This window comes from Phormidium tenue FACHB-1050 (assembly GCF_014696925.1).
Taxonomy (GTDB): Bacteria; Cyanobacteriota; Cyanobacteriia; order Pseudanabaenales; family Pseudanabaenaceae; genus Pseudanabaena.
Map to the genome: position 1 here is coordinate 136,169 of NZ_JACJQY010000002.1, position 26,760 is coordinate 162,928.

General features: G+C 41.1%; 19 protein-coding genes. 11 read left to right on the forward strand and 8 right to left on the reverse strand.

The window, feature by feature from the left end; all coding sequences use genetic code 11:
• Nucleotides 1–202: 202 nt before the first annotated feature.
• The 3 genes from H6G05_RS02065 to H6G05_RS02075 all read right to left on the reverse strand — a co-directional run bounded on the left by H6G05_RS02065 (nt 203) and on the right by H6G05_RS02075 (nt 5,855).
• Nucleotides 203–2,734, reverse strand: coding sequence for an EAL domain-containing protein (locus H6G05_RS02065; protein WP_190575889.1), 2,532 nt, complete (start codon nt 2,732–2,734; stop codon nt 203–205).
• Nucleotides 2,715–3,599: a FecR family protein gene (locus tag H6G05_RS02070; protein ID WP_190575891.1), complete on the reverse strand. Its 885-nt coding sequence runs from the start codon at nt 3,597–3,599 to the stop codon at nt 2,715–2,717. The genes H6G05_RS02065 and H6G05_RS02070 overlap by 20 nt, the downstream gene beginning before the upstream one ends.
• Before the next feature lie 234 nt (nt 3,600–3,833).
• Nucleotides 3,834–5,855 carry a serine/threonine-protein kinase gene (locus H6G05_RS02075; protein WP_190575893.1) on the reverse strand — a complete coding sequence of 674 codons (2,022 nt, stop codon included), beginning with the start codon at nt 5,853–5,855 and terminating at the stop codon, nt 3,834–3,836.
• A 95-nt stretch (nt 5,856–5,950) separates the two neighbouring features.
• Here H6G05_RS02075 and H6G05_RS02080 point away from each other — a divergent pair, with 95 nt between their 5' ends.
• Entirely contained in the window at nt 5,951–6,907 is a 957-nt protein-coding gene (locus H6G05_RS02080) for a branched-chain amino acid ABC transporter permease (RefSeq protein ID WP_190575895.1), read from the forward strand.
• 31 nt (nt 6,908–6,938) lie between these two features.
• Here the strand turns inward: H6G05_RS02080 and moeB are convergent, their stop codons facing one another.
• Complete coding sequence (gene moeB / locus H6G05_RS02085; RefSeq protein ID WP_190575897.1) at nt 6,939–8,111, reverse strand: molybdopterin-synthase adenylyltransferase MoeB; 1,173 nt, start codon at nt 8,109–8,111, stop codon at nt 6,939–6,941.
• A gap of 304 nt (nt 8,112–8,415) precedes the next feature.
• On the opposite strand from moeB, the gene H6G05_RS02090 reads away from it, so the two are divergent.
• Entirely contained in the window at nt 8,416–8,670 is a 255-nt protein-coding gene (locus H6G05_RS02090) for a hypothetical protein (protein WP_190575899.1), read from the forward strand.
• A gap of 194 nt (nt 8,671–8,864) precedes the next feature.
• The gene (locus H6G05_RS02095; protein ID WP_094529010.1) at nt 8,865–9,188 is read left to right on the forward strand and encodes a DUF1825 family protein; all 324 of its coding nucleotides are present in this window, start codon (nt 8,865–8,867) and stop codon (nt 9,186–9,188) included.
• Between the two features lie 31 nt (nt 9,189–9,219).
• Here H6G05_RS02095 and H6G05_RS02100 read toward each other — a convergent pair whose 3' ends face one another.
• The 3 genes from H6G05_RS02100 to H6G05_RS02110 all read right to left on the reverse strand — a co-directional run bounded on the left by H6G05_RS02100 (nt 9,220) and on the right by H6G05_RS02110 (nt 11,257).
• Nucleotides 9,220–9,954 (reverse strand): ComF family protein, encoded by a 735-nt coding sequence (locus H6G05_RS02100; protein WP_190575901.1) that lies wholly within the window; start codon nt 9,952–9,954, stop codon nt 9,220–9,222.
• Nucleotides 9,955–10,029: 75 nt separating this feature from the next.
• A complete protein-coding gene (locus H6G05_RS02105; protein WP_190575903.1) occupies nt 10,030–10,479 on the reverse strand; it encodes an NAD(P)H-quinone oxidoreductase subunit N in 450 nt (149 codons plus the stop codon).
• 394 nt (nt 10,480–10,873) lie between these two features.
• A complete protein-coding gene (locus H6G05_RS02110) occupies nt 10,874–11,257 on the reverse strand; it encodes a hypothetical protein (protein ID WP_190575904.1) in 384 nt (127 codons plus the stop codon).
• A gap of 267 nt (nt 11,258–11,524) precedes the next feature.
• On the opposite strand from H6G05_RS02110, the gene H6G05_RS02115 reads away from it, so the two are divergent.
• The 4 genes from H6G05_RS02115 (at nt 11,525) to H6G05_RS02130 (ending at nt 16,866) form a co-directional block, all read left to right on the forward strand.
• Nucleotides 11,525–12,859 (forward strand): TrkH family potassium uptake protein, encoded by a 1,335-nt coding sequence (locus H6G05_RS02115; protein WP_190575906.1) that lies wholly within the window; start codon nt 11,525–11,527, stop codon nt 12,857–12,859.
• A 240-nt stretch (nt 12,860–13,099) separates the two neighbouring features.
• On the forward strand, nt 13,100–13,876 hold the full coding sequence (locus H6G05_RS02120) for a potassium channel family protein (protein WP_094529025.1): 777 nt from the start codon (nt 13,100–13,102) through the stop codon (nt 13,874–13,876).
• Nucleotides 13,877–14,253: 377 nt separating this feature from the next.
• The gene (locus tag H6G05_RS02125) at nt 14,254–15,354 is read left to right on the forward strand and encodes a hypothetical protein (protein WP_190575908.1); all 1,101 of its coding nucleotides are present in this window, start codon (nt 14,254–14,256) and stop codon (nt 15,352–15,354) included.
• A 126-nt stretch (nt 15,355–15,480) separates the two neighbouring features.
• Nucleotides 15,481–16,866: a UDP-N-acetylmuramoyl-tripeptide--D-alanyl-D-alanine ligase gene (locus tag H6G05_RS02130; RefSeq protein ID WP_190575910.1), complete on the forward strand. Its 1,386-nt coding sequence runs from the start codon at nt 15,481–15,483 to the stop codon at nt 16,864–16,866.
• A gap of 98 nt (nt 16,867–16,964) precedes the next feature.
• On the opposite strand, the gene H6G05_RS02135 is transcribed toward H6G05_RS02130, so the two are convergent.
• Nucleotides 16,965–20,585, reverse strand: a complete 3,621-nt coding sequence (locus H6G05_RS02135) for a PAS domain S-box protein (protein ID WP_190575912.1) — start codon at nt 20,583–20,585, stop codon at nt 16,965–16,967.
• Nucleotides 20,586–22,094: 1,509 nt separating this feature from the next.
• Here H6G05_RS02135 and H6G05_RS02140 point away from each other — a divergent pair.
• The 4 genes from H6G05_RS02140 (at nt 22,095) to H6G05_RS02155 (ending at nt 26,706) form a co-directional block, all read left to right on the forward strand.
• Entirely contained in the window at nt 22,095–23,309 is a 1,215-nt protein-coding gene (locus H6G05_RS02140; RefSeq protein ID WP_190575914.1) for a response regulator, read from the forward strand.
• 74 nt (nt 23,310–23,383) lie between these two features.
• Nucleotides 23,384–23,749: a response regulator transcription factor gene (locus tag H6G05_RS02145; RefSeq protein WP_190575916.1), complete on the forward strand. Its 366-nt coding sequence runs from the start codon at nt 23,384–23,386 to the stop codon at nt 23,747–23,749.
• Nucleotides 23,750–23,762: 13 nt separating this feature from the next.
• The gene (locus tag H6G05_RS02150) at nt 23,763–24,284 is read left to right on the forward strand and encodes a chemotaxis protein CheW (RefSeq protein WP_190575918.1); all 522 of its coding nucleotides are present in this window, start codon (nt 23,763–23,765) and stop codon (nt 24,282–24,284) included.
• A 67-nt stretch (nt 24,285–24,351) separates the two neighbouring features.
• Nucleotides 24,352–26,706, forward strand: a complete 2,355-nt coding sequence (locus tag H6G05_RS02155; RefSeq protein WP_190575920.1) for a methyl-accepting chemotaxis protein — start codon at nt 24,352–24,354, stop codon at nt 26,704–26,706.
• Nucleotides 26,707–26,760 lie beyond the last annotated feature (54 nt).

The following is a 26,760-nucleotide window of genomic DNA, read 5'->3' on the forward strand; positions in this document are numbered from 1 at the left end:
AGATGAGTGGCGGCGCGAAGCGCCGCCACTCATCTTTTGGGTTTTGATTTGTCCTAGTTAACTCCTACATTGCTACATATGACAATGAAAGAGGTAGTTACACTTTTATGGATTAGTATTACATGGCTTTGCCAACAAAAAACAATCAAAAAATTTCTTGATTGTTTTTTGTTTGTAAGAATTAAATCTCACAGAACGATGATCATGTTGTTTGAAAGATTGCTTCGATCGCAACTACATCAAGAGGTCGGAATAGAAAATAACCTTGCCCATCCCCTTCTTCACTCAACAGATCTTGTAAATAGTTTAACTGAGCTAGGTTTTCAATCCCTTCTGCGACAATATGCGCCTTGACACTCTGCGCTAAAGAAATGATGGCTTGGAGAATTTCCATACCATTTGTATTGGCATGAATATTATTAACAAAGGAACGATCTATTTTTAAGCCGTCAAAAGGGAATTTATGTAGATAGGCAAGCGAAGAATAACCTGTGCCGAAATCGTCGATATAAATATGAATTCCTGCTTGCCGCATCTGATTGAGAATACCTACTGCAAAATCAGGATTTTCCATGATGGCACTTTCTGTCAACTCGATTTTGAGGTACTTAGGATCTAGTTGCGTTTGTTTAAGGATACTCAGACATTTTTCTAGTACATTATCTTGTGCCAATTGTTTAGTAGATAGGTTGACACTAACGGTAATGTCTTTAGCCTTAGCAAAGCGCTGATGCCAAGATTTGATCTGTAAGCAAGCATTTCGCATAATCCAATCACCTATGGGAATGATAAGCCCAGTCTCTTCAGCAAGGGGAATAAACTGAGTCGGTGATACCAATCCACGCTCAGGATGTTGCCAACGAATTAGAGCTTCTAATCCTACGATCTGCATATCGTTAAGCGAGAGAATCGGTTGATAGTAAATTAGAAACTCTTGTTGCTCTAGATTATACGGATCTTGACAAAGAGCTACAGCTTTGCGGAGATCCTTTTCAAGTTGTAAGCGTTTGAGAACCCGTTCTCGCATAGATATATCAAAGACTTTATTGCATGAATTGCCTAGTTTTTTGGCATAGAACATGGCTGTGTCTGCATCTCGCAATAGGATTTCTGGAGAGATTATTTCGGGAGCGTCGATATTGTCAAGCCCATTAACTAAATGGAACTTAAGCCCAATATTAGCGAAGACCTTAATGTCATGATCATTAATCTTAAATGTTTGTTGAAGATTGATTTGAATGCGATCGCCAATAGCGATCGCCTCTTGTTCATTCTGCAAATCTTCCAATAAAATCACAAACTCAGCACCACCAAACCGCGCAATTGATGAAGTATTGGGAACAGAACCCTGCAAACATTTGCTGACTTCAATTAGTAATAGATTTCCAATCGGATGACCAAAGGTATCATTAATAGTTTTAAATCGATCTAAATTGATCCAAAGAATCGCAATCAGATGTTGACGATTTTCGCTTTGAGAAGATGTATCTTGGGAATAGAGCAGATTTTGTAGACGGTTCTCAATTAATGCGCGGTTGTACAATCCTGTTAAGTGATCATGGGTGGATTTATATAAAATTTGAGCATCGGCAATCTTCAGAGAACGATACATCTGCCAACGCTCTTGTAAAGCGATCGCAAAACCTGTAAGGAGAAACATCAAGATCGGAACAGCTAGATCGATCAAGTAGTTCGCTGTAAAAGCACCAAACGCAATGACTAGCCATAGCCCAGACAGCACAAAAGCACTGATACTACCAGTCCATAAATTCTGTCTTGGTAAAATCAAACCAATAAATAGACTCCCCAATAACGCAAAACTCCAGATATAAGATGGTTTAACAACTGTAAGCGCACTTTTTTGGAGTAGATTTTGCAAAACCATAGCGTGTAAATGCACGCCACTAGCAGGAGGATTCCGATCAAAAGGAGTTGCTAAATTATCAATTCCTGATGCTGTGACTCCTACTAAGACAATTTTGTTTTGGAATGCGGAAGCAGGAACTTTGCCATCAATGACATCACTGAAAGAGACTTGAGGAATGTCACTGATCCGCTTAGTCCAATTAATCAATAAGGGCTGGTTTAACTCTGGCAACAGGGTGACAGCAGCAGTCGTCAGATCATAGGCTTGCAAGATCGCCACCCCTAAAGTAGGGATATCTTGGATCTGTAAATCAATCTGACGTACAACACCATCAGTATCTTCACGTTTAAGAATATGACCAATTGCTACTCCTGCATTACCAATAGGTGCGATCGGCAGTAGGGGGCTTCCTGACTTATCCCAAGCCATAGCCAGAACCACCTTCTGATATCTGGCAAGGGCTGCCGCTAATTGCTGATCCGCAGGAGTTGCTTCAGACCATAAAATATCAAAACCAATGACACTGGCTTCAGTTTGTTCAAGTTTGGATAAAAGCTGGACATAGCGATCGCGTGACCATGGAAATCTGCCAACTTTACTGACACTCTGATCGTCAATGGCAATAATTACCACGCGCTCATCCCAAGGGAGATCGCCTCTCCAATTAGTAAAACAGTTGTAAGTCCAAAATTCGATTGGTTGTAAAATCCCTAATTGAAGCAGGGGGATCAAGACCATTGTGGCAAATATCGTGGGTAAAGCTTTGAACAGCAGACTAGCTAAACGCGATCGCAGTCGTTTAGAGCGATAATTTGTTACTAATTGGGGAAATAATCGAGAAATAAACTTAGAGAATGGGGATCTCATAATCTTGTATCTTTCCCATAGCGGTTTCCACCGTTACTTTCACTTTTAGACTTGAAGTTGCAGGTAATTGTAAAGAAAACTTTCCACTACGATCTAAAGACTGTTCTAGCCCGTCTACCTTAACGGTATTAAAAGGATTAGTGTACCCCACAAAAACCACAGAGCGACCTGAACCTGAAGTTTGTCGATTAATGGTATATCTTAATCCTGCGTCATTACTAATCGGCACAGGAATTGAGGGAGATTCACCAACAATTGTGATATTTTGAAATCCTCCATTGACCATTTGTGTCTGATTTTTAGCAGTCGTCGCCACACTCCCATTAAAGGTGGTAGTGATCATATTGCCATTTGGTCTAGCAATCACGATAAAATTTGTCCCTCTCACGCCACTTATACCCGCAGGGGTTTGGATATTTAGCTGAGAACCACGATTGGTAAATTTACGAATCTGCAATCTTGCCTTACCGCGTGGTACAAACAAATTGGTAACTCTGCCATTATCAGAGGCAATCCGAAAAGAACGAATTTGGATAGTTGTATTTTCAGATACATTGATAACTCCCACACCTGTGTCCACGCTCAAAACTGCCGAGCTGTTTGCGCCTGTAGAAATTTCGTCACTGGTGGTTTGCAGGCGATCGCCAACTCTTGCCGCACGATTTTCATAGTTGTATAAGTTGCGATATTTAACAGTTCCCATAACCTTATCAACTTTTAACCATTGGTCAGTGCGAACTTGAATAGCTTTTTGAGCTTCAGTTTTTTGCTGATCTTGAGGTAATAAAGTATTTCCTAAGACATTAATTAAAATACCTAGACAGGTAATAAAAGTTAGATTGAGTCTTTTTCGTTTTTGAAGCATTTTGAATGCATTGTGCTAATTACTAAAAATTTACCATGTATAGCAATCCTAAATAGTCTGTGGAAGCGCCACCAACAACTCTCATGCTGAAGCTCAGTCATTCAGCATGAGAGCTATAGCCACCCGTCTCAGGACAATAGTATGAGGCGGCGCGAAGCGCCGCCTCATACTATTGGGGTTTTATTGTTGACCTTATGTTAATTGGCATAAAACATGAAAATAAAATATAAGGAATCAAAGGGTGGGGATTTCCCAAATATTTATATTTTTATCTTGTCCACTGCTGATCAATTTCAGACTGTCAGCAGAGATGACTAGAGAAGTTACCAAATCTGTATGACCAATCAAATTCCAAGTTGAAGATTGCGTTTGGAGATTCCATAAGCGAATGGAATTGGGACTATCTTTGCCACCACTAAACAGATACTTACCATCCTTAGTAATCGCGATCGCACTGATCACATCCTCATGACCATTCAATGTAAATAGCTGTTTGCCTGAGGCGATATCCCAAACCCGAATCGCTTTATCATTGCCTGCACTAATCACTTGCTTTCGATTAGGAGTGATCAATACGCAAGTCACACCTGCCAGAGAACCTGACAAAGTTTTCTGGTTCTCGCCTGTATTCACATCCCAAATCTTTAAAGTCTTATCACGACTAGCACTAACAACTTGCTTGCCATCGTTGGAAATCGCGACACCCCAAACTCTATCGGTATGCCCCTTGAGCGATCGCAGCAGCTTACCTGTCGAAATTTGCCAAAGATTAACAGTATTGTCATAGCTCCCACTAACTAACAGATCATTAGCAGGAGAGATCGCTAAACTATTAATCAGGTTTGTATGACCACTCAGGGTTTTGACCACTTTGCCTGAAGTGATATCAATAATCTTAATATTTTTATCTTGACCTGCGGTGATAATTTGGCGATCGGATAGGAAGACTACTGCTCTTACCCATCCGCCTTGATCTTTGATTTCTTTAATAGGATTAGTCTTGTCCCCATCTAATTCCCAAAGTTTGATGGTTCCATCATCACTAGCACTAGCGATCATCTTGCCATTAGGGCTAAGTGCTACACTTTGCACCGCATCTGTATGATGACCTTGCAAAAATTTTATCGGATTCAGACGTTTCTTTTGAAATACTGGTATTTGAAAAGAAACGTCTTCAAAATTGCCGATCGCCGAAACCTTAATCAACGTGCCAATACTCAGCCCCATACAGGCAGCAATTATCACCGATACTGTTAGCAAAATCGGTGAAGTGGGTTTACGGGTTGATTCTTTGATTGCCTGTTTGATCGCTTTCCGCTTAGCCTTAGTTTTGTTATGGGGTGCAAGTCGATCAATCTGTTCAATTTCTCTAAGAATACTTAAAATTGCTTCGCAGTTAATGGGGCGATCGCTGGGCTTGCGGGCAATCATTACATCAATTAAGTCCGCTAGCTCCTCAGAAATTTCAGGTGCGTAGGATCGCCACTCAAACATATCGCGATCGGGATTGTAAGTATCAAGGGGATATTTGCCTGTGACCAAATGGATCATTGTGCAGCCAAGGGCATAAAAATCTGACTGTGGCACAGCAAACCCTTTTTCTTGCTCGGGTGCAGTATATCCAACAGAGCAAATACTAGTCACGCCTTGTAATCCACCAACTTTGGCAAGATAGGTATGTGTGGCTTCGCGAGCAGTTCCAAAATCAATGAGCACTAGCTGCCCCGAAGGAGACAACATAATATTTGCGGGTTTAATATCGCGATGAAAATATTTGTTTTGATGGACTACGGTAAGAATATCTACCAATTGCCTGAGCCATGCGATCGCTCGTTTTTGGGCGATCGGTTTTCGCTCACGTTGATTGATCCATTGTTCGAGGTTTAGCCCCTCGATTTTTTGCATGACAATACCGTGCAGCATTGTCCCGTTTTCGAGTTCGTGATGCACATAGGTTTCAATTTTTGGTACCCCCGCATGATCGATCTGTCCTAATACAAAAGCTTCTTGCTGAAACAGTGACACAGCCTTACTATCAGTATTCAATTCTTGTTTCAAAATCTTCAGAATTTTGGGTTTGCCTGCGGGGTCGGTGGCTTCATAGACCACTCCGAACCCACCCGCATCGCTTAATAATTTGGTGACTGTATAACAATTATCAACTAATAATTCAGAGCCACATCCTTGACAAGTTGGGTAATTGTCATTGTCAGGATGGTTAGGAAGGGGACAACTAGGATTAATGCATAGACGCATGGTGTTTTAAAGCGTACCAGTCTAGACTTACTATATCGCTAGCGCAGTCAATTTATAGCAAACCCCTCTACTTTTATGGTTGAGTCAATTTATTTATGATCGAATACATCTCAACACTTTTTATTAATGCGGCTATCTTTGCCCTGTTTAGTTTAGGACTAAATCTACAGTGGGGATTTGCAGGGCTGGTTAACTTTGGGCATGTGGCGTTTATGACGGTCGGAGCCTATACAACCGTATTGCTGACCCTCAATGGTGTGCCTTGGTTTTTAGCCTTTCTAATTGCCGCCGCGATCGCAGGTTTACTCGGTATCTTGATCGGCAGCACAGCGCTCAAATTACGCGAAGACTATTTGGGGATCGTCACCATTGGCGTATCGGAGATGGTTCGCCTTTTTGTGAATAACGAAGAATGGCTGACCAAAGGCACAAGAGGTGTTCAAGATTTCCCCTTACCTCTAGTTAATATCGTTTCGCGCCAGAACTATTCCTTTGTTTTAGCTGCTCTTTTACTAATTGTTGTGGCAATTATTTACTGGCGATTGGAATGGCTTGTGCGATCGCCTTGGGGGCGAGTCCTCAAAGCCATTCGCGAAGATGAGGAAGTGGTTAAGGCTCTAGGGAAAAATGTATTTTGGTATAAATTACAAGCCTTTGCGATCGGTGGAGCGATCGGCGGTCTAGCGGGTTCCTTTTATGCATGGCAACTAACCACCGTCTATCCTGATAACTTTGTGCCGTTAATTACTTTCCAAGCATGGACAATTGTAACTATTGGTGGGGCAGGCAATAATCTTGGCGTGCTCCTCGGTGCAGCGTTATTTCAGTTTTACAATGCGATACCCCGCTTTTTACCTGAGCAAATTCGGAGATTTGAAGCTTTGTTCGACTCTAGTAGGCTTGGCTTTAGCATTGCTGAGCAAATTCGGGCTGATGGTGGCAGATTTGAAGCGATTCAGCTAATTCTAATCGGCTTAACCTTAATCATCTTGATGCTATGGCGACCACAGGGACTTTTAGGAAATAAAAAAGAACTGACGTTAAATAGATAAAAAAAAGAGAGTGCAAAGCACTCTCTTTTTTTTAGTATTTCGGAACAGAAGGATCGATCTGCTCACTCCATGCATTAATACCACCCTGTACATTGATCCCATCAACGCCAGCTTGCTTGAGAATGCCAAGAGCCTTCATCGATCGCCCACCCATCTTGCAATGCGCGATTAACTTTTTGCCATTCAGCAAAGACTTCACCTTCTCAACACCATTACCATTCTCGATCTCTGGTAAAGGCACTAATACAGTATTCGGAATCTTGCCAATTTCCCATTCATTAGGGTTACGCACATCAATGATCACATAATCCGATGCACCCGCATCAATGATCTCTTTAAGTTCTTTGACGTTAATTTCGGCGATCGCTTGTTGAGCTTCCATTTCGTTTGCTTTTTGTTGAGGAATACCACAGAACTGCTGATAATCAATTAACTTTTCGATTACAGGACGGACAGGATTGGGGCGCAGTTTGAGTTCGCGGAAGGACATCTTTAAGGCATCGTAAAGCAGTAGCCGCCCACTGAGCGTATTTCCTTGTCCTAAAATGATTTTGACCGTTTCCGTTGCTTGGATCACACCAATAATGCCGGGCAGAATGCCGAGAACACCACCTTCTGCACAGGAAGGCACTAGCCCCGGTGGTGGTGGCTCTGGATAAAGATCGCGATAGTTAGGACCATCTTGATAGTTAAATACCGTTGCTTGCCCTTCAAAACGGAAGATCGATCCGTAAACATTGGGCTTATTTAGCAATACACAGGCATCATTGACGAGATAGCGTGTAGGGAAGTTATCCGTACCATCCACAACAATGTCATAGGGAGCCATGATCTCCAAAGCATTTGCTGAAGATAGCTGCGTATTGTACAAATCAATTTGACAATGGGGGTTGATTTCCAAGATCCTCGCTTTCGCCGATTCGATCTTGGGTTTGCCGACCCAGCTAGTGCCATGAATAACTTGACGCTGAAGATTGGAGGTATCCACCACATCGAAGTCCACGATGCCAATACGTCCGATCCCTGCGGCAGCAAGGTATAACAACAAGGGCGCACCCAAGCCACCCGTACCGATGCACAGTACGCTGGCAGCCTTGAGGCGCTTTTGTCCTTCTACGCCAACCTCAGGCAAGATCAGGTGACGAGAGTAGCGCTCATAGTCATCTTGGGTGAGTTGAATCGAATTTGGGTCTGGGTTGAGCATGATTAAATAAATCGCACTTTGAATGCGTAAGCGATCGCTTACGCTGATTTGGCGTGTTTTTGTATTTCTATTGTAGTTTCCTAGTTTACGCTTTAAGTAGCTAGACGCAATTAAAAAACTATGGCGCACGCTGCGCGTGCGCCATAGTTTTTGGCTCTGGTTTTTAATTATGCTCAGCTACTTAATGCAATGTTGTATCTTTGTTGCAGTTGGTTTAACTGCCATAACTACGATCTAAGATTTACAAAAGTTTAGATTACAAAAAATTAAAGTGTGACTGAATCCACGCATTATTATGGAGCTTATGGATACCCCTTACATTTATTACATTCCGATTTACCCTGATGATGATAATTGCGAAACGCTCATGCACTTATTCATCGGTAAACCCGGACTAGACAACGAAATTCTTACCCTATTAGAAACCCTTGACAATCGTGAACATGAGGGCGAAGCCGTAGACTATGTGCACGAGTTGGAAGACAAATTTGACTTAAAGCGAGTTTCAGTTAGATTTTTGCCGCGAAAACGCGATCGCGCAGTGCCAATTATGACTTAAACCATAAAGTTTTTGCAAAGCAAAAACTTTATGGTCAACAAAGCCCAAAGAGTATGAGAGTGCAAAGCACCGCCATACTTTTTGGGCTTTTTATAGTGATATCCCCACATCGGTTAATTTCTGTAAAGTTGACCTAGCTTGTAAAATTAGAATGGATGTAAGAAAAATAAATGTAAATAAAGCAGAGCATTAAAATGGCATTTTTTGATTCTGAAATTGTTCAACATGAAGCCCGCAATCTGTTTCAAGATTACCAAGCCTTAACTCAGCTTGGCGGTAGTTATGGCAAGTTTGATCGCGAAGGCAAAATTCTCTTTATTGAAAAGATGGAAGAGATGATGGATCGCTATAAGATTTTTATGAAGCGGTTTGAATTGTCCGATGACTTTATGGCGCAGATGACCCTCAAGCAATTGGAAAACCAGTTAGGCAATTTTGGCATTACACCCCAGCAAATGTTTGACCAGATGAACATCACTCTTGAGAAGATGAAATCTGAACTGGAACTTCATAATTAGCTTTTGGCTTTTAGCTTTTGGCTTTTAGCGCTTAGCTTTTAAATTGTGGGCGTGCAATCACAATTACACCGCACACTGTCATTTTACTGGTAGCAAGAGTGGCGATCGCTTCGCGGATAGTTGCACCAGTCGTATAGATATCATCAAATAGAATTACTGATCGCGAGTTTGTCTGCTTAGAAACTTGGGTTGAGGGAACTGTAAAGGCTTTAGATAAATTTTGCTCACGCTCTTGGATAGTCTTGGTTTGCATTTGCGCCTTAGTATCCTTGACCCGTTGCAACAGTTGGGGAGCGCATGGCATTGCAGTCAGATCACAAAAACGACGGGCAACAATTTCAGCTTGGTTAAATCCCCGCGATTTTAATTTGTTGTCATGGAGAGGAATCGGAATCACCGTAATTTTTTTATGATTTTGAGTAAATTCCCTAGCATCTGGCGATCGCTTCCATCTTTCAGCGATTTTTTCGGCAATCAGTTCCATAATTTCAGGATGATTTTCATATTTGCTAGCAGCAATGCCCCGCTTCAATGTGCCATCGTAAACTCCCCAGCTATAAAGTGGAATCTTTGGTGCAATAGGATGATCTTTTTGCAAAAATTCTGGTAATTGATAAGCAGTAATTTGCCGATCGCAGTCTTTGCATAAAATGAGATCGGCAGGACGTTGACATAACGGACAATTGGCTTGCCAAAGGGAATCTGTAACGACATTTGCTAAGCGATCAATCCTTAAACCTTTGCTAATTGATGTGAACCAGTTCATGATTTTTGGATAATCGCTTAATAGAGAGTTGCGGCGCTTTGCGCCGTAACTCTCTATTGTTTTTTAACTAAAAAGTTAGGCAGCAACTGCTTGTTTGAGCGGCTGCCAAGTAACTTGGCGATCGCTCGCTGTTTCAATCACGATTTTTACACGCGGATCGCGATCAGGGATCTGGCTGAGTGTCTCTAGCTCTTGCTTGGAGAGATACTTACCTTCGATTAGCCACACAACTAGCCCCTTAGATTTTGCGGGTAAAGCATTGAGGCGAAATTGGATCGCAGGTGGAATGAAATATGTGCGGATTTCAGTTTTGCCAAGGTGAGAAGGACGCACACCATGAACATCCGTCAGATAACTACTTATATCGCCTAAACCACGCGCCGTAATAAAGAGAATTTCATAACCTGCATTCTTCAAGCGCAGTTGGTAGCGACCTTCATAACCACCTTCAGGAGGGACGCGCATTGCTAAAGCACCTGCTTTCTCTAGGTCTTTTACAATTTTATCGGTTGCAATCAAGGGCATGGTGACATCCTAGGCTAAATCATAAATATACAGCTACCAGTATTTTATACCAAAACACAAAATGACTACACCATTTTGTGTTTTTAAAACCCTTACTGGGTTTGGTTTTTAATCCATACCTATAGCGCTCCTAAATGAGTTGTATAGCTATAGCCACCTGTATCAGGACAAATCAAAACCCAAATAGTGTGAGGCGGCGCTTCGCGCCGCCTCACACTATTTGGGTTTTATGTCCTAACAAGAATGGCGACAGCTATAAGATTTTGGGGGTTGTGAGAGTGCGCCCCGAAGGGGCGCACTCTCACAACCTATTTAGGATTGCTATAGAAAGCAAAAGGATGCGCTTCGCGCATCCTTATTGCTTTTTAAAAATTTGTTCAGTGTAAAACGCTGATTAGTCAATGACTTGAACATCAATATCAATCGTGCCTGGTGGGGTAAGCCGTACAAATTTATTTTGCTGTTCTTGCAAGGGTTCGCCACAGCTAGGGCATTGAAACTGACTGGACTTTGAAGCATTAAAAGTCGCAGCACATACAGGACAATCTGCGGTAACAATGCTGCGCTTAATCCACCATTGCAAACCCAAAAAAGCAACTACAGGGACAACTGTAACTAAACCAATCAAGATGAAGAAAGAGTTAACTAACCAGCCTAGCCCGATCGCACTAAAAGCCCAAAAAACAAGCATAGTCGTCAGCCAAAAGCGCACACCTGACCAGCGATCGTCTCCACCACCGCCATTGGGAAAATTATTGCCAAATGTGTAGTATTTCATGAGTTTCAGTCCCTGTATTTACCCTTTATTTGCATGTAGCGATCGTAACACTCTTATCTGATCTTGCCCTTCGGTTATTGGGTATGGTTAATACCAATTCACAAAAGGGTGACTACACTTTTGTGCTTTTATAGCAACAAATCAAAAACCAAAAGATGAGTGGCGGCGCTTCGCGCCGCCACTCATCTTTTGGTTTTATGTCCTAAGCAAAACTTACATTGCTATAGAATTAATTTTGTAAATTCTGGATCTATTTGCGGAATCAACGTGAACCCTGCTAGAACTATTTGCCTTGGCTTTTTTGCTGTAATCACTTTCGGGGCATTTTTACTAATGCTACCTATATCCTCTAGCAGTGGTACTTGGTCTAATCCAATAACTTCTCTGTTTACATCCACCTCTGCGGTATGCGTAACAGGGCTATCGGTCGTGGATGTGGGTAAATTTTATTCCTTCTGGGGTCAACTATTTTTAGTGATATTAGTCCAAGTAGGTGGTTTAGGCTACATGACGGCAACTTCCGTACTAATGATACTGATAGGACGTAGGTTTAGTCTGCGCGACAAAGTAACCTTGCAACAGTCCCTAGATACCACTGGCATTCGTGGAGGACTGCAATTGGTGAAGTCAATCATTGCCGTGACCATGCTATTTGAATTAACTGGAGTATTGGCTCTAATTCCCATCTTTAATCAAAAGATGAGCTTTATCGATAGCGTTTGGCAAGCGATTTTTCATAGCATCAATGCTTTTAACAATGCGGGATTTAGCCTCTTTACCGATAACTTAATGAGTTACGTGAATACGCCAGTAGTCAGCATTATTATCGGCTTACTGATTATTTTTGGTGGCATAGGCTATCAGGTAATTTTAGAAGGATATCTATGGTTAAGAACTAAATTTTCGCGCGATCGCGAATATATCTCCTTCAGCCTAACTTTTTGTGTTGCCATCAGTACGACGATCGCCTTGCTATTGTTTGGAACTATATTTTTCTGGTTAACAGAGTTTAATAACGGTGAAACTTTAGGCAAACTACCACTATTTGATCAGATTATCGGTGCTTGGTTCCAGTCGGTAACTACGCGCACGGCTGGTTTTAATACGATTGATAATGGCAAAATGACTGTCACTGGGATATTTATCACGATCGCCCTGATGTTTATTGGGGCAAGCCCTGGTGGTACGGGTGGAGGCATTAAAACCACGACAGCAAGAATTTTAGCTAGCTGTACGAGTGCCGCTTTGCAAGGTCGGGATGAGGTGACAATGTTCAAACTTCAAGTCCCCAATGGTCTGATTCTAAAGGCTGTCGGGGTAGCGGTAGGTTCATTGTTTACCGTGATTTGTTCAACAGGGTTACTATCGCTGACCGATCGCAATATCAGCTTTATTAGTATCCTGTTTGAAGCAACTTCCGCCTTTGCGACAGTGGGATTATCCACAGGGATTACAGCCTCTTTGTCTTGGGCAGGACAACTTGTAATAATTGCAACCATGTATATTGGGAGAGTTGGCATATTACTACTGATGGCAGCGATCTTTACTGATACTCGGCCGAGTCTGATTAAATATCCTAAAGAGTCAATGCTCGTCGGTTGAACTCCTAAAGGGCTCTCTACGCGCTGTTTTTAGTAACATATAAAATTAAAGCAGCATGAGATTTTATACCAAAACACAAAATGGCTACATTTTGTGTTTTGAGAACCCTTACAGGGTTTGGTTTTTAATTCACAGAAGTGTCGTAACACTTTTGTGAATTGGTATTACTAGAGGCTTTGCTAGGTGAGGTTTCTAGTAAAATCTACCATCACAGCACAATGCAGAATATAGGAAAATTTTGTGGATATATCTTCTTTGAGTTTTTTTCGCAGCCTACGCCATGAGAATAAGCAATTTGCCGTGATTGGCTTAGGTCGATTTGGAAGATCGGTATGTTCTACTCTTGATCGATTGGGGCATGAAGTATTGGCTGCTGACAAAGATGAAGAGAGTGTTTCTAACGTCCGAGCCAATAACCTAGCAGCCCATTGTATTCAGTTAGATTCCACTAATCCACTTGCTCTTAAAGAATCTGGCATTCTCGAAATTGATACGGTGATTGTGGCGATCGGTAATTTTTTAGAAGAGAGTATTATTACCACCCTCAATGTCAAAGAAGCAGGTGTAAAACATGTAATTGCGAAGGCTTCATCAGAAGTCCATGGCACATTGCTCAAAAAAGTAGGAGCCGATCTTGTTGTTTATCCTGAAGCAGAAATGGGAAGAGCTTTGGCGCGATCGCTCACACAACGAGGGATTTTAGAACGCTTTGAACTTGATCCAGATAATAGCATTGTCGAAGTAATGGTTCCTGAAGAATTTGATGGTAAAACGATTCTCGAACTAAAGTTGCGGGGTCACTATGGTGTAAATGTGATCGCGGTTAGCCATGATCAAAAATTTGAAATTAACCCCGATCCTAATCAAAAGCTCCTCAAAGGATCAGCGATCGTGGTGATTGGTAGTAACAAAAATATTAGTCGTCTTCCTATCTCCTGCGATTTGTTTAATACCGATGGAACTTCCGTAACGACTCAGCTACCATTTCATCAATCATCAGAAGTCAAACTTAAGTAGAAAGAATTACGCCAGTAGTTCTGCACTTAAGTGCGATACTCAAAGCTCAAACCCGTTGCAACGGGTTAATTAATATAATTACAAAGCAAAACCCGTAAGGTTGCGCCCCTGCGGGGCGCAACCTTACGGGTTTTGCTTTGTAATTAGTATTCTGTAGTCCACTTCAGTGGACTTGAGCTTTTAGCCAAGAACTTGAGTTCTTGGTTTATTTGCTTCGCGATCGCTAGACGTAGTTTATGCTCAAATTTTAATTAAGTGGAAATCTAATCCTGATAAGTATTTTAACTAAATCTTAACTATTTTGAACGCACGAAATATAATGTGAATAATTTTATAATGTGAATAATTTTAAAAAAGTTTTTACTTTCGGAGTCTAAATGATCAGACATACCCTTGTAGATAATCTAGCGGAAGATTTTCACAATGTTAGCAGTGCTTCTGTTCCGACTCTCGCGAATATTTGGGCAAAGAAGTATATTCAAAATCTGCAAGCGGATTCACCAAAGCAAGATATTAAATCTAATAATTTGGGGGAGATTCTCTCACCAGAGAGACGTAAAACTACTGCGGCAAATTTATTACAGTCTTTGCGGTTTTCCAGCGCTCAAGCATGGGCGAAGACCGAAAATCTGCTGATGGGGCAGTTGCAAGCCCACGGTATTTCCGCAGATCTGATCGATCCTTGGCAAATTGCCACAGATTCTCGTTTTTTATTGGAACAAGCTCTCAACATATACACAGAGAATTCGCATTCTCGTCTAGTCCAAATAGAATTGAATACCGATGGGCAGAATCTAAAGCTAGAAAGTTACACGCAACTTCCCACAATTGGACAACTTTCAGTAGCGATCGCCCAAAGTGTTGGGAAGATTCGCAAAAAATACACATCAGTTGATCCAAGGGCGATCGGGTTTGTGAGTATGCAATTTCATTACAGTGGACAGCTACTGCTCGATTCACTGCCACCCCTAGAAAAACTCATGGTGAACTCCTACTTCAAAGTCATTGACGATCATCTCTACATGCCCTTGCAAAGATGTTACGAAGCGGCTGGAAATTTGGAATATGAGGATAACGCTTTGGAATCTGTGCGTCATTTGCTGACATTAACCAGTGAAATCGCGCGGCAAGTTTCTCAGCAAACCCTGATTATGCATTCTGACTATCAGTGCCATAGCGGCGTGCTGAGTTCGCCTCAAGTTCGTATTTCCAGCTTGAGAGATATTGAGATGTTCCAAGTTTATCTTTGTCTATGCGTACTGGAAAAAAGCGTTTCTTCAATTCAGCAAGAGCTTTTTCCCCTCTGTATCATGCTTTATCCACCTTTAAAAGTTAGATGGGAACTAGTCCGCACTCTATTGAGATTACTTTCTCAAGAAATGTATAGCCATCTCGCCAAAGAGCATGTTCAGGAGTTTGAGCCTTATCTCACAATTTTGAATGAAATGTTTGGTGATGATGTGCTGCCCGAAGCCTGATAATAATAAAGCTAATGATATTAAGCCTACCAACCTAACAAGAAAGCCATGCTTTGTATGGCTTTCTTGTTAAGTTCAGGCTTTCCATCCTCAGCTTAGAACAGCTACGAACAGAAAAAATTAAGCATGACCTGTATTTGTACGATTAGCCAAGCGATCGCCATCACATCCGCAACGGTTGCCAATATTGACGAAAACGCGCAAAACAAAGAGATAAGGGGCGTTATTTCCGATAGTCGCAAACTCAAAGCTGGTGAGTTGTTTGTGGCTCTAATAGGCGAAAATTTTGATGGTCATGGGTTTGTGGCTCAGGCGATCGCTCAAGGGGCTGTGGCGGCGATCGTTAGTCGTGAGTGGGCTAGCTCTAGTGCTGCTACAGGTTTGCCTGTCCTAGCAGTTGACGATACGATCGCAGCCTATCAAGATCTAGCGCGTTGGTGGCGATCGCAGTTTTCAAGCCCAGTAGTAGCGATTACTGGCTCTGTAGGCAAAACTACTACTAAAGAAATTATTGCGAGTATGTTGGCTTGCTACGTCACTACAGCCGATCATCGAGTCCACAAGAGTCAGGCTAATCATAATAATGATATTGGTGTGGCACAAACCTTGATGGCGATCAACCCAGATCAGGATGATTTTGTAGTCGTAGAGATGGGAATGCGTGGTTTAGGTGAAATTGAGCGGCTTGCGAAAACGGCTCTGCCAACAGTAAGTGTAATTACCAATGTTGGGACGGCGCATATTGGGAGATTGGGATCAAGGGAAGCGATCGCCCAAGCTAAATGTGAACTTTTAGCGGAAACACCTGTCACTGGCACAGTTGTTTTGAATGCTAGTAACCCCCTTTTACTAGAGACTGCGAGCAAAGTTTGGGAGGGTAAAACACTTACCTATGGTTTGGGAACTGGTGATATCAATGGAGAACTAATTGATAATCAGTTACAGGTAGAGGGTTTAACATGGGAATTACCTTTACCAGGTCGGCATAATGCTTTAAATTTTTTGGCTGGTTTAGCCGTTCTCAAAGCGTTAAATCTTGACTGGGCTAGAACAACGCAAGGATTAGGGAAACTCGATTTACCCTTTGGCAGAGCGCAGTTATACGAGTTACCTCAAGATGTGATCATTCTCGATGAGACTTATAACGCTTCTCCTGAAGGTATGTTGGCAGCACTAAGACAACTTGCGGATATGCCAGCCAAGCGCCATTGGGCTGTGTTGGGAACGATGAAGGAATTGGGAGAAATGTCTACTCAATTACATCGTCAAGTTGGTGAAGCAATTAGTAAATTGGGAATCGAAGGAGCGATTATTTTGACCGATGGTGAGGCGGATGCAATTTTAGCAGGAGCCAATGGATCGTTAAAATATGCGATCGCCTGTCAGTCCTATGAAGATATCACGCAGACACTTTTACAAAAAGTCAAAAGTGGCGATCGGATTCTCTTCAAGGCTTCGCGATCGGTGGGTATGGATCAAGTGGTCAAAGCATTTCGCCAAACTTGGCAATAGATTGCTTTAAACCCAAAAGAATAATTGGCGGTGCTTCGCACCGCCAATTATTCTTTTGGGTTTATGTCCTAGTTTTGCGCTCAAACCCCGCACTACCATTAATTACGTTTTTTCTGGAGTTGTTGTTGAATAATTTTAACTAGATGAGATAGTTTCACAGGTTTGGTCAGATATTCATTTGCACCAACTGCTAAACATTTTTCGCGATCGCCTTCCATGGCAAGAGCAGTTAAAGCAACAATCGGAACATGGCTAATGTTGGGATTTGCTCGAATCTGGGCGATCGCGCTAATCCCATCGAGGACTGGCATTTGAATATCCATCAGCACTAGATCAGGGTTTTGGTCAATAATCATATCAATGGCTTCTTGACCATCAGTTGCAAAAATTAGCCGATATCCGCGACTAACTAAATAATTAGAGAAAGTTTCAATATTGCTTGGATTATCATCTGCTAGCAAAATCAAAGCATTAATCGATGAACTGTTTTCTAAACTGTTTTCCAAACTGTTATCTAAATTGTTTACACAGTGATGATTGTCATCTACATCATGCTTTGAACTGATGTTATTTAAGTTAACGCGCTCTCTATGGGGCAGAACTATCGTAAAACAACTTCCCTCTCCGACTTGACTAGTGACATTCACAGATCCACCATGTAGTTCCGCAATCTGTTTAACTAGGGTAAGTCCTAGTCCTGTACCTGTATATTGTCGGTTTAGACTACTATCAATCTGGACAAAAGCTTGAAATAATTTACTAATATCTGCTGGAGAAATACCAATACCTGTGTCAATAATTGAGAAAACTAGAGCATAGGAACATTCGATAGTTAGTTCTGATAATATTGATGCTTCTATCTTCTGAAGCTTGACTTCTAAGGACACCCTACCATTTTTAGGAGTGAACTTAACTGCGTTACTGAGCAGATTAATTAAGGCTTGCCTCATGCGACGCTCATCAATTAGAACAGTCAGGATATTGGGTGCGATCGCTAACTTAAGCTGAATGTTTTTCTGGTTGGCAACTTGCTTTACAAAGTTGAGGCTAGATTTACAAAGATACTCGACTTCTACAGAGCTAAGTTCTAGATCTAATTTCCCTGCCCCAATTTTAGCAACATCCAAAATGTCATTAATTAAAGCCAATAGATGCCGACCACTATTTTCAATTAGAGATAGCGATCGCATCTGTCGTTCATTTAGCTCCCCAAATACTGCCGTCATCAAACCTTCAGACATTCCTAAAATTGCATTGAGCGGTGTGCGAAGTTCATGGCTCATATTGGCAAGAAACTCATCTTTAAGCTTAGTTGCTCTCGCTAGCTCAGCATTGGTTTCTATTAATTGTTGATTGGCAAACTGAAGCTCCTGAGTACGTTGCTCAACTCGAGACTCTAATTGCTGATTGAGTTGATAGAGAGCTTCGATCGCTTCTTGACGTTCAATTTCCGCACTAACTCTAGCGGCAAAAACCTGTAACATCGCATTGGCTCGTTGCACATTAATAATGGGTTTGTCATCAACGATACATAGACTACCAATCTGTTCTTCTTTAGTATTAGTAATCGCAATTCCTAAATATGACTCCGCATCCAACTCTTGTATAAGTGGGGAATTAATAAAATGCTCCTTTAAATTGTCAGGACAGAAAAATATCCCTTCTTTCATTGTTATAGCCGCAGGAGAATCTATCAGAGGAATTATAAATGGAGGATACAGTTGTCCATCAAGACATGCCACTTTAGTCTTAAGAGAATCTTCATGCTTTTCCGTAACAAATACATAGCGCACTTCTAGAGCCTTAGCAATATACTGTGCTAGCGCAGGCAAAAAATTCTCTCCAGTTTGAGCAGCAGTTCCCTCCGCTAAACTTTGCAAAGATTCTTCAGCTTGTTTGCGATCGCTAATATCTTCAATGACACCAACAAAAAGTGGCGGCTGGCCGACTTCATCTAAGATTTTAGAACTAGTTGTTCTCACCCATAGCATCTTGCCATCTCGATGTAAAAGCCGTTTTTCCATTTGATAGCCTTCACTTTCTCCAGATAAAACTTGAGTACGCAACTTCAAGTTATCTTCGATGTCTTCAGGCAGCATATTGTCAGTAAATCGCATTAATTGTAATTCACTTTCAGAATAGCCAACCATTTGTTGATAGAAAGGATTAGCCCTCACAAATCTACCATTAGCATCAGTAATCGCCATACCCACAACTGAGCGCTCAAACATAGCACTTAAGAGAGATTCGCTGGCTCTCAAGCGTTGTTCACTCTGTTGTAAAGCTATGGCTGCAATCTTGCGATCGCTAATATCTTCGGCGACCGCCGCAATTTGCTCAATGTACCCTTGGGCATTTTTTAGAGGGAAGCAGCGCCCCCATATCCACCGAATTTCTCCATCAGGACGCACAATTCGATACTCTTCACTAAAGGCTCCACTATCAGCAGTTAAAGCATGAGCTTGATTAATTCTATCTATATCTTCAGGATGAATTGATTGCATCCATATATTAGGATTTTGATATAAATTCTCACTTGGTTGTCCCCATATTTCTGAATATCTAGGACTCACATACACAACCTTATTAGATCGAGCTTCACGAATAACGATCACCGCCCGATTATGGTCAGCAAATTGACGAAACATATCATTACTATCGGCTAGTGCTGATGTCCTTTCTTGCACTTGACTCTCTAATAACTTGTTCTGATTTTGGAGTAGTTCTAGTTTCTCTTGCTCTAGTCGTGACATTTTTGATTCGAGAAAGGAGACTAATCTATAAATTTCATTTGGTTGCAGGGTCTTCAACAGATCACTTTGAGCAATGATTCCCTCCATTTGACCATCGGCATTAGTAACGATTAAATGATTAACCATCCGCTTTTGCATAGTCTCCCGCACAGTCCACAATGTCTCGTCACGACTGACTGTTGCCACAGGAAAATTCATAACTACCTTTACAGGTGTTGTCACTAGATCTAGCTCTAGGGCAAGATATTGAACGATATCGCTTTCCGCAACAATGCCTAGAGGACATAAACCGTTACCGCAGTCTTCAGCAATCACCACTGAACTAACTTTCTGCGCTAGCATCAAGTTCACAACTTTTGCAACTGAAGTCGTAGGCGGAGCGTAAACTACCTTGGTAATCATTACCTCTCTAACCTGACGCAAGCGCAACATATCGACGGGTCGCAACAATTGCCGCAAACTCTCATAAGTAAGCAACCCAACAACTTCGCCATGATCATTTACTAATGGCAAATGTCGAAAGTTATAGCGATGGAAGCGATTGATCGGCACAAGTATATCGGTAAATTCCCATTCCAATAGTGACTGAACGGGATAGGTCATCACCTCAAAGATCGCTGTTTCAATTAGATTGCATGTTAAATTTGGGGATGGATTTAGATTTAAACTTTGATCTAAATTTTGATCTAAGTTGTCAAGATGAACATTTTGTCCACAAAGCTTAATCAGATCACGTTCTGTCAAAATCCCAATGAGCTTTTTTCCTTCGGTTACTAAAATGCAACTATTGCGAGCATGGGCTAGTTGTAAGTTTATTTCTGAGTCAATTTCACATAAAAGATCGCAAGTTTGACTACCAACACTCATCATCGCGATCGCATCTGCAACTGTTGCACTTGCTGAGATCGTTAAGGGAGAGCGGATGATAGCATGTTCAAGCGAATCTTCCTGACTATTAGAATACATAAGTACAACCGCAGAATTTTATAAAATTTATATCTAAACATCCCTTAGCCAAATTCTACTTTAAGTTCATAAGTTTTTGTTTGGTAATTTTAAAATTGCTACTAATTTTCGGTACAGACAATTTTTTAAGATATTTGTCAACTATTTTGTTGTACTGGGCATCCCTCTTGTTTGCAAGGGTTATATAGCAAAAAAAGAGTTAGCTAGTACAAACCAAAACCCAAGAATCGAGTGGCGGCACGAAGCGCCGCCACTCGATTCTTGGGTTTTATGTCCTAAGCAAAACTTGCTTTGCTATACCAATTTACGAAAGGGTAGCAACATTTTTGTGAATTGAAAACCAAAACCAGTAAGGATTTTAAAAACACAAAATGGCTAAGCCATTTTGTGTTTTGTTATTACCCAGAACTAGAGATTGTATTTATGGCAATTTTTATCTTGAATTATGGCAAGATAAAAGCCTAAAAACCTTACGGTAACTTTACTATAACTGTTTTTTATAGTTTATGAATATACACATAGGCAATTAATCTAAGCGATAAATTATTTTTTGTTGCTTATAGCAACTCTCAGACAATACTGTTAACTATTACTAAATTAAAGTTAATAAACTAATCAATGCTGAAATCCACAAATTAACTTTGGTTAAATACTTGAATACTGAATACTATCGGTAAATCTACTAGAAAAAATAATTACTAAGATATTTGATGTAGCAACAAGTATCTAGTTATATAGCAATCCCAAACAAATCACCAAGACCTAAATTTCACAACAATAGACTTAAATAAATTGTGTTTCTTACAAATGAATTAGGATTACTATATAGCAATCCTAAATGGTTTATGGAATCGCACCCCTTCGGGGTGCGATTCCATAAACCCAAAAACATTCAAATGAATTAGGACTACTATATAGTAATCCTAATTCATTTGAATGTTTTTGAAGTTTGGATTTGGGGAATATCACCACCAAAGGAATGTCAATTCCTTCAACTATTTAGAGTGGCTAAAGTGATTGGCTATGTTTAGTCAATCACTTTAGATAGGATACATAAAAGAATTACGACCTCTAAAAAACTAATGAAGCCAGCTCTTCATACTTTAAAAGCTAAAAAAACACAACGGTTTTTATGCCTGTATTTAGTAAAAATTTGATTTTAATTATGGGTTATGCAATCAATACGCCATCCTACATTTAATTCCAACAACTTAGCTTAGAAATTAATTTCGATAGGAAGTGATAACGAAGAGGATTTCCAAATAATTGTTTAACAGAGAGCTAAAAGCCTAATTCCTATAGTATGATGATAGTCCTGAAATTAGTCTTTTAAAGCTCCCTCAATCTCAAAAAGTTACTTTAAAGTTATCTTTGTAAATATATCTGTAATATTCTATAGTTGACTAATAATTGTTTTGTGATTGCCTATTAAATAAACACCTATGATGATAGGTAGTAAAAGAAGATGAATATATTCTAATTGCCAGAGATTTTCGTGACCGATTGTACATGTTACTTACCCGACCTGCTCAAGTGGATACATCAGCCCAATTACAACCTAAATTTATTCAAGATTTGAAGCAGATACATGTTCTGTTCCAGCAGGCTACAGGTGAATTGTTGGTAACTGGGGATCAAGAATCAGATCCTGATTGGAATGTATATTTTTATTTGGGGCGGTTGGTGTATGCAACAGGGGGAAAGCATCGAGTTCGACGATTAGCTAGAGCAATTCGTCAGCATTCACCTCACATAAATATTCAGGAATTGCTTGCACAAGCTCAACCAACTAATGAAGCTTGGGAGCTAAAGCTCATCGAACAGGCTATACAAGATCATTTACTGACAACTGAACAGGCGCGTGCAATCATCCAAGCCAGTATTCATGAGGTTTTTTACAGTTTAAGTGATCAAAAACAGCCGAAATCATCTTGGAAACCACTAGAAGCACTCGCATTTAAGCCGATTGTTGCTTTGTCTACGATGCAGACTTTAGATAATATTGTTGTTGCCCAAATGAAATGGCAACAGGCTGGATTATCCCATGTGCAGAATATGATTCAGGGATTTTCCTTTGACTTAGCACCCTATATAGCTAATCCAGAGCAGTTAGATGTGATGCTCAAAGCTGACGCGATTACTATCAAAACCTATAAAACTCTTAAGAAAATTTTAAATGGCAAAAATACTCTCTGGGACATGTCGATTATCATGCACTGCTCGATGATTGCCGTGATGCGATCGCTGTTACCTCTGGTAGTAGATGGAATTGTTGCTTTTCAGGAAGTTGAGGATTGGTCATCACCAAATTGGAAATTCCCCAATAAGCCCCATGAGGTTCCACTTCGCGGTTTAATAGCTTGTATTGATGACAGTCCTCAAGTGGCGATCGAAATGCGTCGCATCCTTGAACCATTAGGCTATGAAGTTCTAGGGATTACTGAACCATTACAAAGTGTAAGTACCTTATTGCAACGTAAGCCTGATTTGATTTTTCTGGATTTGGTTATGCCTAATACCAATGGCTACGAACTATGTACTTTTCTCCGAAAAACTACAACATTTCAGGAAATCCCTATTGTGATTTTGACGGGACGAGATGGAGTGATTGATCGGGTACGTGCGAAGATGGCTGGTTCTTCGGACTTTTTGAGCAAGCCACCCGATCCTGCAAAAGTTCTGCAAATACTGCGAAAGTTTTTGCAAGTACCTGAAGCTAATTAGTTTGTGGAAGCTCTCACTTAGCTCATCAATTAACACAGTAAATAAAACATTCAAAACAAAGGAAAAATTTAGATATGAGTACGATTTTAGTGGTTGAGGACACAATGACCCAAGCGGAGATTATTACAGGCAGTCTTAAAAATGCTGGTTTTAATACGATCTTGGCAATGAGTGGCGCTGAAGCCAGAGCAAAGATTAGTCAACAGAAGCCTAGTGCCATTGTTTTAGATGTGGTGTTACCAAATGAAAGTGGGTTTGAGTTGTGTCGCGATCTCAAAGATAAACCTGAAACAAAAGATATTCCGATCATCCTTTGTTCAACTAAGAGTGGTGAGATGGATAAGTTTTGGGGCATGAAACAAGGGGCTTCGGCTTATCTAACTAAGCCTGTAGATGTTACGGAACTGATCCGCACGATTAAATTACTAGTAAAAGATTAGGAAGACGATCACCATGACAAATAAGATGGTTGGCAGTCAGAAAAATTTAACTCAGCTAGCTAAATCCCAGACTAAAACTGAGCAATTTCTGTCTTTCCCTTTAGAGCCAGAGCAGCAAGCCTTACTGCCTACCCATCAGCTATTAGAAATTGTTAAGGCTAGTTTGTCGCAAATAACGGCGATCGCAGGTTTAGACAAAAGTGTCATGGGGATATATAACTGGCGGGGGGATGCGATTTGGGTTGTTGATTTGGCTAGCCTGTTGGGATATAAGCCTCTCTACGCACAAGAATATGAGCAGGAAAAATTGCAGGACAAGTGTCATATCATATTTATGCGGAGTCAAGATAATGTTATTGGGTTTGCAGTTTCACATGTAGGGCAGATGCTGAAATGTGAGACTTCTAAAATACAAACTTCAGCATTGATATTTCCAAATTCAGTGATGATGCAAGTTTGTCGGGGGTATTGGTTGAGTAGTATTAACGAGACATTTTTTGTGCTTGATGGCGATGCGATCGCGCAGATTATCTAGACATAGATAAAGTTTTATTTGTTTTGATATTTTTTAAAATTTTTTAGATTATTACGGAGAATTAGCAATGTTGACACAAGATAACCAATCCAAAAACCAACCTCAAGCATTGAACAATAATAGCGACAACACTAATGACAATGCTGAAGTTATTAGTCAGCCAGAGGTGATTTCCCTAGAAAATTTACTAGAAGAAGTTCCAGCCAATCCGCAAGATCAAAAGCCAAAAAAATGGGGATGGGGATGGCGATCGCTATCTTTGCGATCTAAATCCACAATTCTGGCGATTATGATTGGCTCATTTCCTGTATTGCTGGTCGGAATTGCAGGATATTTAATTGCTGACAATACTGTGACAACAAAGGTGAGGACTAGTCACACACAGGCTTCTATTTCAACGGCAGACAAAATATCTAGATTTATGTTTGAACGTTATGGTGACGCACAGGTGTTGGCAAATCTTCCAATTTTTACTGACCCTAGGGTGCGAAAAATTTATAGTACGGCTGAGCGTTCAGAAATCCTAACAAAATATGCCGAGAACTATGGAGTTTACGACAGTATTGCCGTATTTGATTTGCAGGGTAATACTCTTGTACAGATGCGTGGTGGAACCCCTATTAGTAACTACAGTGATCGTCCATACTTCCAAGAAGCAATCAAGACTGGAAAGGCGGTTCTCAACCCACCCACGGTATCGAAGTCTTCAGGCAAGGTCTCTATTGAAATTGCTGCCCCAATTAGAGATACTGAAACTAATCAAATCATCGGGGCGTTGCGAACTCGTATTCCTGTTAAAGTCATTGAGGATCTAGTCTCTGCGGCTGATAAGGATAGTGGATATAAAGTTGTTGATGCCAAAGGCATAATTTTTGTCTCTCGCGACAAAGATGTAGTTGGAAAACCTCTAAGAGAAGCCTTTGAAGGGATTGACAGTTTAATAGCCAATAACAAGGCGGATTCTAAAACTTCTGTAAAGGCTACCGATGGGAGTTTAAAATTAGTTGGCTATGCTCCCACAAAAGAACTAACTGGATTGCCTAGCCTGAATTGGAAATTTATATTAACTGTTGACGAGGATGAGGCCTTTCAAGCAGTATCAGAGTTATCTTTGGTGTTTTTACTTGGTGGTCTAATCTCGGCTGTAGTTATAGGTGTAATCGCAGCTTGGTTAGCTAATCGCGCCGTGAAACCAATTCAAAATGCTGCTGGTGTCGTAGCTAAAATTGGAAAAGGGGATCTTGATACTCGTCTAGAAGTTTCCAGTGAGGACGAACTAGGGATACTGTGTAGCAACATCAACAGGATGACAGAACAACTGAAGTATCTGAGTGAAGTACAGCAACAAGAAGCAGGAAGATTAGAAAATGCTCGTCAAGAAGCAAGAGCCGAAGCAGATGAACGAGCAGAACAGCAAAAACAAGAAAAAGAATTTTTGCAACGCCGTGCATTAGAGCTATTGATAGAAGTAGATCCTGTGAGCCGAGGTGACTTGACGATTCGGGCAAACGTAACTGCTGATGAGGTAGGGACGATTGCTGACTCCTACAACGCCATTATTCGTAACTTACGGAAACTGGTACTAGATGTACAGGGTGCATCGCAGTCCGTAACCCAAACCGCTACAAGTAATGAAATGGCTGTGCGATCGGTATCTAATGAAGCTCAGAAGCAGTCAGAGTCAATCAACTCGGCGCTACAGGAAATTCAAGTCATGGCTAAGTCAAGTCGAGGTGTAGAAACTAGAGCCAAACAAGCAGAACAAGGGATGCAGATGGCGGTGGCAGTTCTCCAAGAAGGAGACGAAGCTATGAACCGCACTGTTGAAGGGATTTCAGAAATTCGTGAGACTGTCTCGGAAACTGCGAAAAAGGTCAAACGTCTGGGTGAGACTTCGCAAAAGATTTCACGCATTGTGAACTTAATTGGTAACTTTGCAGCCCAAACCAACTTGTTAGCACTGAATGCGGCGATCGAAGCAGCCCGTGCTGGAGAGGAAGGACGAGGTTTCAGCGTCGTTGCGGAAGAGGTACGCGATCTTGCAGAACAGTCCGCAACATCAACTGCTGAAATTGAACAGTTGGTGGAAGAGATTCAAACCCAGACTAATGAAGTGGTTGCCGCGATGGAGACTGGTACAGAGCAAGTTGTCACAGGGACAAAGCTTGTCCAAAATGCCCGTGAAAAACTAACGCAAATCGCAATGGTAAGTAAGCAGGTCAACACCATTGTTCGGGAAATTGCGATCGCGGCGGATAATCAAACCAAAACCTCCGATCGCATGGGTCAGACGATGCAAGAAGTCTCGGCGATCGCTAAGGATACATCGAAACAGTCTGAAGATGTGGCGCAATCATTCTCTGAGCTTTTGCAAGTTGCTCAAGATTTACAGGTAAGTGTATCTCAGTTCAAAGTCGCTTAAGTTTAGTCTATTCAGTGCTTTGCACTGAATAGACTAATTAAATATTGATTCTAA

Coding starts and splice junctions, on each gene's coding strand:
- H6G05_RS02145 (WP_190575916.1), top strand. CDS start 23,384: ATGAGTACGATTTTAGTGGTTGAGGACACAATGACCCAAGCGGAGATT.
- H6G05_RS02135 (WP_190575912.1), bottom strand. CDS start 20,585: ATGTATTCTAATAGTCAGGAAGATTCGCTTGAACATGCTATCATCCGC.
- H6G05_RS02110 (WP_190575904.1), bottom strand. CDS start 11,257: ATGAAATACTACACATTTGGCAATAATTTTCCCAATGGCGGTGGTGGA.
- H6G05_RS02140 (WP_190575914.1), top strand. CDS start 22,095: ATGTTACTTACCCGACCTGCTCAAGTGGATACATCAGCCCAATTACAA.
- H6G05_RS02130 (WP_190575910.1), top strand. CDS start 15,481: ATGACCTGTATTTGTACGATTAGCCAAGCGATCGCCATCACATCCGCA.
- H6G05_RS02070 (WP_190575891.1), bottom strand. CDS start 3,599: ATGCTTCAAAAACGAAAAAGACTCAATCTAACTTTTATTACCTGTCTA.
- H6G05_RS02125 (WP_190575908.1), top strand. CDS start 14,254: ATGATCAGACATACCCTTGTAGATAATCTAGCGGAAGATTTTCACAAT.
- H6G05_RS02075 (WP_190575893.1), bottom strand. CDS start 5,855: ATGCGTCTATGCATTAATCCTAGTTGTCCCCTTCCTAACCATCCTGAC.
- H6G05_RS02095 (WP_094529010.1), top strand. CDS start 8,865: ATGGCATTTTTTGATTCTGAAATTGTTCAACATGAAGCCCGCAATCTG.
- moeB (WP_190575897.1), bottom strand. CDS start 8,111: ATGCTCAACCCAGACCCAAATTCGATTCAACTCACCCAAGATGACTAT.
- H6G05_RS02065 (WP_190575889.1), bottom strand. CDS start 2,734: ATGAGATCCCCATTCTCTAAGTTTATTTCTCGATTATTTCCCCAATTA.
- H6G05_RS02105 (WP_190575903.1), bottom strand. CDS start 10,479: ATGCCCTTGATTGCAACCGATAAAATTGTAAAAGACCTAGAGAAAGCA.
- H6G05_RS02100 (WP_190575901.1), bottom strand. CDS start 9,954: ATGAACTGGTTCACATCAATTAGCAAAGGTTTAAGGATTGATCGCTTA.
- H6G05_RS02150 (WP_190575918.1), top strand. CDS start 23,763: ATGACAAATAAGATGGTTGGCAGTCAGAAAAATTTAACTCAGCTAGCT.
- H6G05_RS02155 (WP_190575920.1), top strand. CDS start 24,352: ATGTTGACACAAGATAACCAATCCAAAAACCAACCTCAAGCATTGAAC.
- H6G05_RS02090 (WP_190575899.1), top strand. CDS start 8,416: ATGGATACCCCTTACATTTATTACATTCCGATTTACCCTGATGATGAT.
- H6G05_RS02080 (WP_190575895.1), top strand. CDS start 5,951: ATGATCGAATACATCTCAACACTTTTTATTAATGCGGCTATCTTTGCC.